Source organism: Alkaliphilus metalliredigens QYMF (genome assembly GCF_000016985.1).
Taxonomy (GTDB): Bacteria; Bacillota; Clostridia; order Peptostreptococcales; family Natronincolaceae; genus Alkaliphilus_A; species Alkaliphilus_A metalliredigens.
Window position 1 is genome coordinate 2348073 of the sequence record NC_009633.1, and the last position, 12598, is coordinate 2360670.

Below are 12598 nucleotides of genomic sequence, written 5' to 3' on the forward strand. Positions count from 1 at the left end.
ATTATAGGAGGGATTGCATGAATTTAAGAGAGATCCAAAGATTGCTAGATGCAGAAGTTTTAACGGGTGAGGAATATCTAGATAGAGAAGTGAAAACCTGCTTTGCTTGCGATCTAATGAGTGATGTGTTGTCCTGCGTAGATGATAAAACATTGCTTTTGACAGGACTTACTAATCCTCAAACCATTAGAACCGCAGAAATGATCGATATTGCTGCCATCGTTTTTGTAAGAAATAAAAATCCTGATCAAAAAACAGTTGATTTAGCTAAAGAAAACGAACTCGTCATCTTAAGAACAAAACACATCATGTATACCAGTAGTGGCATCTTGTATGAAAATGGTTTGGCCAGTGCGAATATTGTGCACAAATAGGAAAAGTAATCTTATGATGACTTGGAAAAGAGGTGAAGGATATTAGATTGGAATATGAAGTGATAAAGGATGATTTTATAAAGGCTGGAGAAGCATCAAGTAAGATAAAAAAAGTATTGAAACGATTGGGTGTAGATCCTAGTGTGATAAGACGGGTAGCAATTGCCACCTATGAAGCAGAGATGAATATTGTGATTCATTCCGAAGGAGGGAATATAGAGGTCGTTGTGGACCCTGAAAGAATTCAAGTTATTGCTAAGGATCAGGGGCCTGGAATTGAGGACGTTCATTTAGCGATGAGGGAAGGATATTCCACAGCACCTCATCGGGTACGGGAGCTTGGATTCGGAGCGGGAATGGGATTGCCAAATATAAAGAGATGTTCCGATGAATTTAGCATAGAATCTATTGTAGGATCCTTTACAGAAGTAAAAATCATTATTTATCAGATCAGTAAACAGTCAGCACAGTAACTAAGGAAAGGGAGGGGAAATAAATGAATACAGTGGGAGATTTAATCAAGGAATTAGAACTGGAGGTCATGGCGGGAGACCAAGAGGCCATGGACAAAGCTGTTACAGGTGTCTATATTGGAGATCTTTTAAGCTGGGTAATGTCACGCATTGAGACTGGAAATATATGGGTCACAATCCAAACCCATGTCAATGTAGTGGCTGTTGCCTTGTTAGGGGAGGCATCATGTATTATTATTCCGGAAGGTGCAGAAATTGAACAGGATACAATCGTAAAGGCTGAAGAAGAAGGGATTCCCCTTTTGAGAAGCAAGCTCAGTGCCTACGAACTAGCAGTAAGAATGGAAGCGTGCGGAATTAAAAAATGAAAATAGCAGTGGATTTGCACATTCACACCGGACTATCTCCTTGTGCAGATAATAGCATGACCCCTCACAATATTATTAATATGGCATTGTTAAAGAAACTCAATGCAATTGCCATCACGGATCACAATACCACAGGGAATTTAGAGAACTTTATGAAAGTAGCAGATCATTATCCCATTATCTGTATTCCGGGAATCGAAATTACCACAAAAGAAGAAGTACACTTAATCGTGTTATTCGAGGGTATTAATGATGCAAAACAGTTCCAGAAAATCATTGATGACAAGCTTCCTAAGGTCAAAAACAACAAGCATTTATTTGGCGAACAATTGTTGTATGATGAGGGTGATCAAGTGATAAAAGAGTATGAATATTTTTTATTAGGGGCACTTCAATTAAGTCTAGAACAAGTCATTGAAAAAGTAAAAGAAATTGGTGGCGTGTGTATCCCAGCCCATGTGGACCGGCCCAATAACAGTATTTTAAGTAACTTAGGTTTTATTCCGCCTCAGTTAGAGATAAATGCCATAGAATATAGCAAATCATGTGATATCAAAATGTTTAATAGTGTACATAAAAACCTAGAGGGCTATGGTCACATACAGAGCTCCGATGCCCATCGATTAGGCGATATATTAGAACGGGTGTTTTTTTTAGATGTATTAGACTTGAATACAGCAGGTGTCTTAAATAGTATTAAAAGTGGACAAGGTGCGAAACCTAATAATTAGGTCTATAGGAATATGTATTGGGTTTCATAGAAGGAGGGGGAACGTGAAAGAACTATCATTACATATATTAGATATTGCTCAAAACTCGATTGCGGCTAAAGCAAAAAAAATAGAAATTCATATTTGGGAAGATTTGGAAAATAATCAACTTAGAATTAAAATAAGTGACGATGGAAACGGAATGGATGCAAAACTTGCAAAAAGAGCTGTGGATCCCTTTTGTACATCTAGAAACACCCGTAGAGTAGGAATGGGACTACCGTTACTGAAGCTAGCAGCTAACCAGTGCAATGGAGACTTAGAGCTTCAGTCTCAAAAAGGGGTAGGGACAACGGTAGAGGTGTGTTTTCAATATGATCATATTGACCGAGTCCCCCTGGGAAATATGGTGGACACAATGCTCATATTAATAGGGAGTGATGATCAAATAGATTATATTTATACACACTACTACAAAAATAAAATTTTTTTTTTAGACACTAAAGAAGTAAAAAAACAACTTGGAGATGTACCAATTACAAATGTTAACGTGGTTACATTTTTGAAAGAATACATAGAAGAAGGGCTAAAGGAACTTGTTAAAATTTAAATTTTATACTACTATGTTAATATGAATAATTCTTTCCTAATAGTTAATAACGAAATAATAACAGATGGGAAGAAAAAGGTGTTAACTTTTCAAACAATGCTTCTTTTGATGAATAATTAAAATCACTATAGGGAAATTGATGTGTGTGGTATACATCAATTTTCTATAATGTTATTTTGGTTAATAAATTATTCTGATTAATAAAAAGGATTTGATCTTTTTTAGTAGAAGAAGGATTACTTGAGAAGTTAATCGTCAAAAAATTAGTGAGGGGTGAAATAGAAATGAAGTTTTTAACATTTAAAGGAGGAACTCATCCGCCTACCTATAAAGAGCCTACAGCAAACTTAAGTGTAGAAAAAGCGATTGACCCAAGTGTCGTAGTAATTCCTATGCAACAGCATATCGGAGCGCCTTGCGAGCCAATTGTAAAGGTAGGAGATTACGTAAAAGTAGGACAAAAGGTGGGAGAAGCTAAAGGGTTTGTATCAGTTCCGGTACATGCCAGTGTATCTGGAGAAGTGAAGGCAGTTCAGATGATGCTAAGCGCTTCCGGTACTGAAGTCTTATCAGTTGTGATTGAATCAGATGGGCGAAATGAAATTGATCCCTCAATTAGTCCTAAAGGTGATATCGGTTCATTAGATCCAAAAGAAATTATTGAAATTATCAAAGAAGGCGGCATTGTTGGTATGGGTGGGGCTACATTCCCAACACATGTAAAGCTTTCACCACCACCGGGCAAGAAGCTTGACACGATTATACTAAATGGTGCTGAATGTGAACCATACTTAACGGCGGATCACAGAATAATGCTTGAAAGTCCCGATGAAATTGTGTATGGATTAAAAGTAATCATGAAAGCAGTACAAGCAGAAAAAGCTTATATTGGTATCGAAAATAATAAACCTGATGCCATTGAGGCCATGAAAAAAGCTGTTGCTAACGAAAAGGACATTGAAGTGGTAAGTCTAGAGACCAAGTATCCACAAGGAGCAGAAAAACAATTGATTACAGCCTGTACCCAAAGAGTTGTGCCTTCAGGTGGATTGCCAATGGATGTGGGCGTATTAGTTAATAATGTGGCAACTGCAGCTCAGATAGCAAAAACAATTAAAACAGGTATGCCATTAATTGAGAGAATTACAACGGTATCAGGTAAAGCTATTAAAACACCTAAGAATCTACTCATTAAAGTGGGTACGCCAATGAAAGACATCATTGAGCAATGCGGTGGATATTCAGAGAAACCTGGAAAAATTATCATGGGTGGTCCAATGATGGGAATGGCTCAGCAAGGTGTCGAGGTTCCGTTAACTAAGGGGTCATCTGGTGTCTTATTGTTTACTGAACAACAAGCTAAATTTCCAGAGCGAAGCAACTGTATTCGATGTGCAAAATGCGTATCAGTTTGCCCTGTATACCTACAACCGCTATTTATTAGTAAATATTCAGAAAATGATGCGATGGATCATGCGGAGAAATATAGAGCGCTAGATTGTATCGAGTGTGGCTCTTGTTCTTATGTATGTCCTGCTAAAATACCGCTATTACAAAATATAAGAGTGGCCAAGAGAAGTATTGCGGATAAAAAGAGAAAACAAGCGAAATAATGAACGGGAGGGGAAACGCATGGAAGAAAGATTAGTAGTCTCATCTTCTCCCCATATTTTAGGAGAAGATACGACATCAAAAATGATGCTTGATGTAATTATTGCATTATTACCAGCGACCATCGCTGCTATGTTTTACTTTAGATCAAGTGCTGCATTTATTGTAGCCTTAGCAATCATTACTGCTGTGTTAGCAGAAGCGGTTGTCCAAAAAATTAGAAAGCAACCAGTGACAATAAAAGATTTGAGTGCTGTTGTCACAGGATTATTACTAGCATTAAATCTACCTGCCTCTGCACCATGGTGGATACCTGTTGTGGGGTCTGCTTTTGCAATTATTATTGTAAAACAGATTTTTGGTGGGATAGGCCAAAACTTTATGAATCCAGCTTTAGCAGCAAGAATTATGATGACGATTTCATGGCCTGAACAAATGACTAGATGGGTTGCACCAGGGGTAGACTCTGTTTCAGCTGCCACACCTTTGAGTTTTGTTAAAGATGCCACAGCGGTCCCAGGAAATGCACCTGAATTGATGGATATGCTCTTTGGTAACATTGCAGGTAGTATGGGAGAAACTTCAGCAATTTTATTAGTATTAGGTGGACTTTATCTGGTGTATAGAGGTGTCATTTCAATTAAGATACCTGCCATATATATTGGAACTGTGGCGGTAGCCACACTGTTATATAGTGGATTTGATTTTTACTTTATGACTTATCATTTATTGGGTGGCTCATTAATGATCGGTGCATTCTACATGGCAACTGACTATGCCTCAGGATGTGTGACACCTAAAGGAAGAATGATATTTGCCTTTGGATGTGGTGTTTTAACCACTGTGATTCGACTGTTCGGTGGATACCCAGAAGGAGTTGGATTCTCGATTTTGATCATGAATTCAATGACACCATTTATTGATCGCTTTACAAGTCCTAAAGTATATGGGGAGGTGCAGAGACAAGATGCGTGAAATAATTAAATTAGCACTTATTTTGCTTCTCATTACTTCTATTGCAGCTTTTGTTTTGGGAATTACAAATGATGTAACCAAGGTGATCATTCAAGAAAGAGCCATTGAAGAAATGATGGAATCTATTCAGGCCTTACTGCCTGAAACTGAAGAGGTTGAAATGGTAGAAGATGAATCTGTTTTAACTAGAGATAATATAAACTTAGTTTATAGAGCAACAGCTGGTGGGAATGTCGTGGGTTATGCAATTCAAACTACGCCACAAGGCTATGATGGTTCAGTAGAAGTGCTAGTAGGAATTGCTGCTGAGGGTCAAGTTACAGGGGTGGTAATCGGGGCACATACGGAAACACCAGGACTGGGAACTAAGATTCAGGAACCTAACTTCTTGGAACAGTTTGAGGGGCAAGGAACTGAAGGGGAAGTCCAGGTGGATGGGATTTCCGGAGCGACAGCATCTTCAAATGCAGTTGTTCGTGGTGTGAATAGTGCGGCAACTGTCTTTGAAGAAGAACTAAAAAACTAGTGGGACTGTGGAGGTGAATCAATTTGAATGTAAAAGAAATCGTAAGAAGAGGGATTATTTCGGAGAACCCTATATTTGTTCAGTTTTTAGGAATGTGTCCAGTATTAGCTGTAACAAATACTGCTGAAAATGCATTGGGAATGGGATTGGCAACGACAGCTGTGTTGTTAGGTTCAAATACTGTTATTTCTGCTGTTAAGAATTTCATTCCAAGTAAAATACGGATTCCTAGTTATATTGTTATTATTGCAACCTTTGTGACCATGATCGGAATGTTAATGAATGCATATGTGCCTGCATTATTTGCTAGCTTAGGCATTTTTATGCCACTAATCGTTGTAAATTGCTTGATATTAGGAAGAGCTGAGTCATTTGCTTCTAAAAACAACACAGGTAAATCAGTGGTAGATGGTGTGAGTATGGGGTTAGGGTTTACCCTTTCACTGGTGATTTTAGGAGCTGTAAGAGAACTTTTGGGTGCTGGAACAATATTCAATATGGCCATCATGGCAGAATCATACAAACCAGCTGGGATTATGATTCAACCACCCGGAGCCTTTTTGGCACTAGGATTACTGGTTGCAATGTTTAAAGTGATTGGTAAGATGGTTCAAGCTTCAAAGGACAAAAAAACAGAAATAAGGGGGGCGTAATTTATGGTTGATTTCTCAGCTTCATCAATATTTGTGATTTTGATCAGTGCAATACTTGTTAACAACTTTGTGCTCTCTAGATTCTTGGGGATTTGTCCTTTCTTAGGGGTTTCAAAACAAGTGGAGACTTCTTTTGGTATGGGAATGGCAGTGACATTCGTTATGGCTCTAGCCTCTATCATGACTTATCTAATTCAACATCTAGTTTTAGTACCACTGGAACTACAATACATGCAAACAATCACATTTATATTAGTGATTGCCTCAATTGTACAATTAGTAGAAATGATCATTCAAAAGGTCAGTCCCACACTGTATCAATCTCTAGGTGTGTTTCTACCACTGATTACCACTAACTGTGCAGTATTGGGTTTAACGATTTTAAATATTCAACTTGAGTATAATATTATTGAGACAACTTTTCATGCAATCGGTGCAGCGGTAGGTTTTACATTAGTCATCGTATTATTTGCTGCAATCAGAGAACGTTTGGAAGTTTCCAATGTTCCTGAAGCTTTTAAAGGCTTTGCAATTGCACTGGTTACAGCGGGTTTAATGTCAATGGCGTTCCTTGGATTTTCAGGACTTGTATAGAGGGGTGATGTGATGAACTTAAGTAGTGTTATTTATCCTATTGTGAGCTTAGGAGGTCTAGGACTTGTTTTTGGTGCAGGTCTTGCGTATGCCTCTCAGAAATTTGCTGTAGAAGTAGACCCTAAGGTAGAAGAAGTTAGAAATGCACTTCCCAGCGCCAATTGTGGTGCCTGTGGATACCCAGGCTGTGAGGCTTTTGCTAAAGCCATCGTTGAGGGGAAAGCACCTATTGAAGGATGTCCAGTTGGCGGCGCTTCATGTGCAGAATCTCTTGGGGAGATCATGGGTGTAGAAGCAAACGCTGGGGTTAAAAAAGTTGCTAAAGTAATATGTAATGGTGATACCTCTAAATGTAAAGAAGACTTTGATTACCAAGGGGTTGAAGATTGCGTTGCAGCCACAATGGTTGCCGGTGGAAGTAAATCATGTAAGTATGGCTGTTTAGGACTGGGAACATGTGTAAGAGAATGTCCATTTGATGCAATTGACATCGTAGATAATCGTATTGCAAGGATTAATCCAGAAAAATGTACTGGATGTACAAAATGTATCGCTGTCTGTCCTAAGGACGTGATTGATATGGTTCCTTATGAGCAAGACGTTATCATCACATGTAACAATAAAGAGACAGGTAAAGTAGTTAGACCAAAATGTGGAGTTGCCTGTATCTCATGTAAGATATGTGTTAAAAGTTGTCCATTTGAAGCAATTGACTTTGAAAATAATTTAGCCTTTATTGATTATGAAAAATGTACAAATTGTTTCGTATGTGTTGAAAAATGTCCTACTAAGGCAATTGAAGGACAATTAGAGAAACGAAAAAAAGCACTTATTCATGAGGATCTATGTATTGGTTGTACAATTTGCAAAAAAAATTGTCCAGTAGATGCAATTGAAGGAGAATTAAAAGAAAATCATAAAATCATTGAAGATAAATGTATCGGATGTGGTGTCTGCGAACAAAAGTGCCCCAAAGATGCGATCACAATGATTAAATAATTGTAGAAAACACAAGCAGTTAGAAAGAGTTCCTATGAGGGAACTCTTTTTAACTGTATTTACTACTTGTCACGCTAATTCTTTAGTGGTAAACTTTTAATGTGTTAAGAAAAAGATAATTGAATAAATTAAGAGTTAAGCGTTAGAGTAAATTGAATAGAAAGAGTGATTAAAGATGAATACAAAGAAAGTGGCTTATTTGGCCATGTTAACCTCATTAGGTTTAGCTTTGCATATTGTAGAATCATTTATCCCTAACCCTTTTATGGGTATTGCACCAGGCGCTAAACTAGGATTGGCTAATATCATCGGGTTAATCACACTTGTGATGTTTGGTTTAAAGTATGCATTAACTGTAAACATACTGAGAAGCATCCTAGGGGGCCTGGCTTCTGGCATGATTACTTCTATGTTTTACAGCTTGGCAGGGGCAATAGTCAGTACAATAATAATGTGGGTGATTTACAAATTATTGAGTAAGTACTTTAGCTTAATCGGAGTCAGTGTTTTTGGTGCTTTAGGTCACAATATTGCACAATTGACTGTAGCAAGTATTATGATTAGTAATACCAGGATGTTTATTTATTTACCTGTGATGATGTTAACCAGTATTTTTACCGGAATTTTCATTGGATTAACTGCTAACCTTGCTTTAAATAAAGCAAAGATAAGCTTTAAAGATTTTAGTGGGATATAGACTGAGTTAAGGGGTGAAGCTATGAATAGATATAGAAACCCATGGCTATTGATTTTATTAGTCATTACAGGGTTTGTGTTAGGGGGACTCATTGGTACATCCCTTGGAACAACGCTTCCTTTTTTATCATATGGACCAGATCCACTTGGTATTCAGAATTTTGAGGTGAATTTAGGATTGATATATTTAAACCTAACTTTCCTCATTCGTGTTAATGTTGCAAGCCTGATAGGACTATTCTTAGCAGTCATTATTTTTAAAAAAATGTAGGTGGAAAAATGGAAAGGTTAATATTGGCATCGAATTCTCCCAGAAGAAAAGAAATATTACAGAACTTACATGTAAAGTTTGATATAATAGTTAGCGATGTAGATGAAGTATTTAATGAAAAGGATCATCCAGCAAAAATTGTAGAAACACTTGCCTACCTAAAAGCAGAAGATGTGGCGAATAGAATAGATAGGGATGCCATTATTATAGGAGCGGACACAATTGTCGTGAAAAATGGGATTATAGGCAAGCCCAAAAACAAACAAGATGCTAGGGACATCCTGCGTACTTTGTCTGGTGATGTCCATGAGGTAATTACAGGAATAGTTGTGCTGGACACATCATCAGGTTATACTGTAATAGATCATGTTGTCACAGAAGTGTATATGAAAAAAATTACCGATGAGGAAATAGAAAGATATATTGCTACGGGTGAACCAATGGATAAGGCTGGGGCTTATGGTATTCAAGGAAGAGCTGCAGTTTTTGTCGAGAAAATTGTAGGCGATTATTATAATGTAGTGGGTCTACCGATATGTAAACTAGGGGAAGTTTTGCATAAGCATTTTCACATCAACCTCTTATAATAAATAAGGCGGGTGTAGAGGGCTATGGGTAAATCACAATATGTAACAGGTATTAAGAAAATGCCTATTAATGAGAGGCCAAGGGAAAAACTACTGAACTATGGACCAGAAAGTTTATCTAACCCAGAGCTTTTGGCAATTATTTTGTCTACAGGAACAAAAGAAATGTCAGCAATCGATTTAGCAACTCATGTGTTAAGCTATTCAGAAGAAGGGCTTCGGCATTTGAAAAACTGTGAAATCGAAGAACTTCAGCAAATTAAAGGTGTTGGAATAGCAAAAGCAAGTCAAATACTTGCTGCAGTTGAATTAGGTAAACGGATATCATTGACCTCAAGAGTGAATCATTATAGAATTAAAAGTCCTGATGATGTAAGCAACTTATTAATGGAGGAAATGAGATATCTTAAAAAAGAATATTTTAATATTGCATTGCTAAACACCAAGCATGAGGTCATTGCCATTGAAAACATCTCCATCGGTAGTTTGAATGCCTCAATTGTACACCCAAGAGAAGTTTTTGTGGTTGCAATTAAACGAAGTAGCTCTGCAATTATTTTAGTACACAACCATCCCAGCGGTGATCCTAGTCCTAGTGGTGAAGATATCCGAATAACGAAACGATTAGTCGAAGCAGGAAAGTTACTTGGAATCGAAGTATTAGATCATATTATAATTGGTGATAATGTATACTATAGTTTAAAGGAAAAATCAATGATGTAAATGGACAAGATTAGGAAGGAGCATTTGAATGGGTATGTTTAATTTTTTCTCCAGAGATATGGGAATTGACTTAGGAACAGCAAATACATTAGTGTATGTAAGGGGAAAAGGTATTGTTTTGAGAGAGCCGTCAGTTGTTGCAATCCAAAGTGATACGAAAACGGTTTTAGCAGTGGGGGAAGAAGCAAAGAGGATGATTGGTAGAACCCCAGGGAATATTGTGGCCATTAGGCCCATGAGAGATGGCGTGATTGCAGATTTTGATGTCACCCAAAGTATGTTGAAATATTTCATTAAAAAGGCATACCCTAGAAAAACCTTAGTTCAACCTCGGGTGGTGGTCTGTGTGCCCTCTGGTGTGACAGAGGTGGAAAAACGAGCGGTAGAAGAAGCGGCGCTTCAAGCTGGAGCCAGAGAAGCATATTTAATAGAAGAGCCTATGGCAGCAGCCATTGGTGCAGGACTGCCAGTTGAAGAGCCAACAGGAAGTATGGTCGTTGATATGGGAGGTGGAACCACTGAAGTTGCCATTATTTCCCTGGGTGGCATTGTAACTGCTAAATCCATACGGGTTGGTGGCGATGAGCTAGATGAAGCAATCGCTCAATATATAAAACGAGAGTATAACTTAATGATTGGAGAAAGAACTGCAGAGGAAGTAAAGATTACCATAGGATCGGCATTTGAGAAAATAAAGGAAGAAAAAATGCTAGTCAGAGGACGAGATTTAGTCTCTGGACTGCCTAAAACATTAGAAATCACATCTACTGAAATTATGGATGCATTAAGAGAGCCAGTCAGTCAAGTTGTGGAGGCCATTAAATATACTTTAGAAAAAACACCACCAGAGCTGGCTGCCGACATTATGGAGATTGGCATCATGCTTACTGGCGGAGGTGCTCTGCTCGATGGATTGGATAAACTAGTTCGAAGAGAAACAGGTATGCCTGTCCAGATAGCGGAAGAACCCTTAGACTGTGTTGCTCTAGGGACAGGAAAAACCATAGAAGAAATTGATACATTAAAGAGAGTTTTAATGACTCCCAGGAAACTACGATAAAGATGGTGAAAGGGTATGGCTAAAAAAACTTCAAAGGATAGAGTAGCAATGATAGTGGCGGTTGTCGCTATCATTCTCATTATTGTGATGAGTATGACATCAAATCAAAGAGAAGAGATGACGGTAGTTGAGAGATGGATTGGAAACATCGTGACTCCTTTGCAACGGACAGTAAGTGCCTCAACCAATGTGGTGGCTGAAAATGCCAGGGCTATTGTTCAGTTTTCCTCGATTAAAGCAAGTAATGAACAACTAAAAGAAGACATTGCTATCATACAAAGAGAGATGATTGACCTAAGATTAGAACGCAATGAGTTAGAAGAATTGCGTGAATTGAAGCATGCGCTGAACTATATAGAGGAACAGGAAAACTATCAACCAATTGCTGCAAATATCATCGGTAAAAATCCCGGTAATTGGTTTAATACCTTTACGATTAATGTCGGAAGGAAGCACAATGTATCAAAAAATGACATTGTATTAGAGGCAAATGGTTTGGTCGGGAGAGTTTATGAAGCGGGAGACTATTGGGCGAAGGTTGTTTCAATAGTTGACCATAATAGTTCTGTTAGCTTTCAGCTACTAAGAGATAATACCCAACAAGGGATATTGTCCGGAAGTATCACAAGTGAACTGACAGGGTACTTGTTTGATCCATTAGCTGAGGTTGTTGTGGGGGATAAGTTAGTTACATCTGTTTTAGGCGTGTATCCTCAGGGAATCGTCATTGGAGAAGTGGTTGAAGTGGCAAAATCCAGTGACCAACTCTTAAAAACCGTTGTGGTTGAACCTGAAGTAAACTTCACAAGGATGAGCAAGGTAATCGTTATGAAAAGTCTAGAGCAAGAGGGGAATTAAGGTGAAAATTTTAGTCATTAGTATTATTATCATACTCAATGTTGTTTTACAATCTACCATCTTTCAATTCTTTAAGATATATAATGTTGTCCCTAACACCGCATTAATTCTTGTGATAGCCTTTGCCATTCATATGGGAAAACAAAAAGGCGCTGTGGTTGGTTTTTTTATAGGAATACTACAAGATATTCTCTTTAGTCAAATCATTGGTGTGAACGCATTGGTTTTAATGATAGTGGGCTACTTTGTAGGCTCCATGAATCAAAAAATCATGAGAGATCACTTAGCAGTGCCCTTTGTGTTAACAGTAGGAGCAACTGTTTTTTATGAGTTTATTAGTGTGCTTTTTCTTTATTTATTAAGATATCAAGTAACGATATTAGATTTGTTCTCTAGAGTGTTGATTATAGAAGTTGCATACAATGCTATTGTTTCCATATTTGTGTATATTTATGTATCAAAGATATTCAAAACAAAATCCATAAGAAGAAGATACTAGATAGACGGTGA

Annotated in this window: 18 protein-coding genes; all 18 read left to right on the forward strand. The window is 37.8% G+C overall.

All coding sequences use genetic code 11. The features are described 5' to 3' along the window. The first annotated feature begins 17 nt into the window (after positions 1-17). Positions 18-374, forward strand: coding sequence for a DRTGG domain-containing protein (locus tag AMET_RS11240; protein ID WP_012063407.1), 357 nt, complete (start codon positions 18-20; stop codon positions 372-374). A 32-nt stretch (positions 375-406) separates the two neighbouring features. Continuing rightward, positions 407-847, forward strand: coding sequence for an ATP-binding protein (locus AMET_RS11245; protein ID WP_198135422.1), 441 nt, complete (start codon positions 407-409; stop codon positions 845-847). A 23-nt stretch (positions 848-870) separates the two neighbouring features. Continuing rightward, positions 871-1215 carry a DRTGG domain-containing protein gene (locus AMET_RS11250; protein ID WP_012063409.1) on the forward strand — a complete coding sequence of 115 codons (345 nt, stop codon included), beginning with the start codon at positions 871-873 and terminating at the stop codon, positions 1213-1215. Beyond that, on the forward strand, positions 1212-1946 hold the full coding sequence (locus tag AMET_RS11255) for a PHP domain-containing protein (protein ID WP_012063410.1): 735 nt from the start codon (positions 1212-1214) through the stop codon (positions 1944-1946). Before AMET_RS11250 ends, AMET_RS11255 begins: the two co-directional genes overlap by 4 nt. 43 nt (positions 1947-1989) lie before the next feature. Further along, a complete protein-coding gene (locus tag AMET_RS11260; protein ID WP_012063411.1) occupies positions 1990-2535 on the forward strand; it encodes an ATP-binding protein in 546 nt (181 codons plus the stop codon). A 284-nt stretch (positions 2536-2819) separates the two neighbouring features. Beyond that, positions 2820-4148, forward strand: coding sequence for an electron transport complex subunit RsxC (gene rsxC, locus AMET_RS11265; protein WP_012063412.1), 1329 nt, complete (start codon positions 2820-2822; stop codon positions 4146-4148). Between the two features lie 19 nt (positions 4149-4167). Further along, positions 4168-5121 carry an RnfABCDGE type electron transport complex subunit D gene (locus tag AMET_RS11270; protein WP_012063413.1) on the forward strand — a complete coding sequence of 318 codons (954 nt, stop codon included), beginning with the start codon at positions 4168-4170 and terminating at the stop codon, positions 5119-5121. Continuing rightward, entirely contained in the window at positions 5114-5647 is a 534-nt protein-coding gene (locus AMET_RS11275; protein ID WP_012063414.1) for an RnfABCDGE type electron transport complex subunit G, read from the forward strand. The genes AMET_RS11270 and AMET_RS11275 overlap by 8 nt, the downstream gene beginning before the upstream one ends. Positions 5648-5670: 23 nt before the next feature. After that, entirely contained in the window at positions 5671-6300 is a 630-nt protein-coding gene (gene rsxE / locus AMET_RS11280; protein WP_012063415.1) for an electron transport complex subunit RsxE, read from the forward strand. Between the two features lie 3 nt (positions 6301-6303). Next, positions 6304-6894, forward strand: coding sequence for an electron transport complex subunit RsxA (gene rsxA, locus AMET_RS11285; protein ID WP_012063416.1), 591 nt, complete (start codon positions 6304-6306; stop codon positions 6892-6894). A 12-nt stretch (positions 6895-6906) separates the two neighbouring features. Further along, positions 6907-7893, forward strand: a complete 987-nt coding sequence (locus AMET_RS11290; protein ID WP_012063417.1) for an RnfABCDGE type electron transport complex subunit B — start codon at positions 6907-6909, stop codon at positions 7891-7893. Between the two features lie 175 nt (positions 7894-8068). Beyond that, positions 8069-8590, forward strand: a complete 522-nt coding sequence (locus AMET_RS11295; protein WP_012063418.1) for a Gx transporter family protein — start codon at positions 8069-8071, stop codon at positions 8588-8590. Between the two features lie 21 nt (positions 8591-8611). After that, complete coding sequence (locus AMET_RS11300; RefSeq protein WP_012063419.1) at positions 8612-8860, forward strand: DUF4321 domain-containing protein; 249 nt, start codon at positions 8612-8614, stop codon at positions 8858-8860. 8 nt (positions 8861-8868) lie between these two features. After that, entirely contained in the window at positions 8869-9447 is a 579-nt protein-coding gene (locus AMET_RS11305) for a Maf family protein (RefSeq protein WP_012063420.1), read from the forward strand. 24 nt (positions 9448-9471) lie between these two features. Continuing rightward, complete coding sequence (gene radC / locus AMET_RS11310) at positions 9472-10170, forward strand: RadC family protein (protein WP_012063421.1); 699 nt, start codon at positions 9472-9474, stop codon at positions 10168-10170. A 28-nt stretch (positions 10171-10198) separates the two neighbouring features. Then, positions 10199-11230: a rod shape-determining protein gene (locus tag AMET_RS11315; protein ID WP_012063422.1), complete on the forward strand. Its 1032-nt coding sequence runs from the start codon at positions 10199-10201 to the stop codon at positions 11228-11230. A 15-nt stretch (positions 11231-11245) separates the two neighbouring features. Further along, positions 11246-12088, forward strand: coding sequence for a rod shape-determining protein MreC (mreC, locus tag AMET_RS11320; RefSeq protein ID WP_012063423.1), 843 nt, complete (start codon positions 11246-11248; stop codon positions 12086-12088). Position 12089: 1 nt separating this feature from the next. Further along, entirely contained in the window at positions 12090-12587 is a 498-nt protein-coding gene (gene mreD, locus AMET_RS11325) for a rod shape-determining protein MreD (RefSeq protein WP_012063424.1), read from the forward strand. Positions 12588-12598 lie beyond the last annotated feature (11 nt).

Excerpts from the sequence above, each read along its gene's own strand:
- AMET_RS11240 (WP_012063407.1), top strand. The coding sequence starts at position 18 with ATGAATTTAAGAGAGATCCAAAGATTGCTAGATGCAGAAGTTTTAACG.
- AMET_RS11250 (WP_012063409.1), top strand. The coding sequence starts at position 871 with ATGAATACAGTGGGAGATTTAATCAAGGAATTAGAACTGGAGGTCATG.
- AMET_RS11255 (WP_012063410.1), top strand. The coding sequence starts at position 1,212 with ATGAAAATAGCAGTGGATTTGCACATTCACACCGGACTATCTCCTTGT.
- rsxC (WP_012063412.1), top strand. The coding sequence starts at position 2,820 with ATGAAGTTTTTAACATTTAAAGGAGGAACTCATCCGCCTACCTATAAA.
- AMET_RS11270 (WP_012063413.1), top strand. The coding sequence starts at position 4,168 with ATGGAAGAAAGATTAGTAGTCTCATCTTCTCCCCATATTTTAGGAGAA.
- AMET_RS11275 (WP_012063414.1), top strand. The coding sequence starts at position 5,114 with ATGCGTGAAATAATTAAATTAGCACTTATTTTGCTTCTCATTACTTCT.
- rsxA (WP_012063416.1), top strand. The coding sequence starts at position 6,304 with ATGGTTGATTTCTCAGCTTCATCAATATTTGTGATTTTGATCAGTGCA.
- AMET_RS11290 (WP_012063417.1), top strand. The coding sequence starts at position 6,907 with ATGAACTTAAGTAGTGTTATTTATCCTATTGTGAGCTTAGGAGGTCTA.
- AMET_RS11295 (WP_012063418.1), top strand. The coding sequence starts at position 8,069 with ATGAATACAAAGAAAGTGGCTTATTTGGCCATGTTAACCTCATTAGGT.
- AMET_RS11300 (WP_012063419.1), top strand. The coding sequence starts at position 8,612 with ATGAATAGATATAGAAACCCATGGCTATTGATTTTATTAGTCATTACA.
- AMET_RS11305 (WP_012063420.1), top strand. The coding sequence starts at position 8,869 with ATGGAAAGGTTAATATTGGCATCGAATTCTCCCAGAAGAAAAGAAATA.
- radC (WP_012063421.1), top strand. The coding sequence starts at position 9,472 with ATGGGTAAATCACAATATGTAACAGGTATTAAGAAAATGCCTATTAAT.
- AMET_RS11315 (WP_012063422.1), top strand. The coding sequence starts at position 10,199 with ATGGGTATGTTTAATTTTTTCTCCAGAGATATGGGAATTGACTTAGGA.
- mreC (WP_012063423.1), top strand. The coding sequence starts at position 11,246 with ATGGCTAAAAAAACTTCAAAGGATAGAGTAGCAATGATAGTGGCGGTT.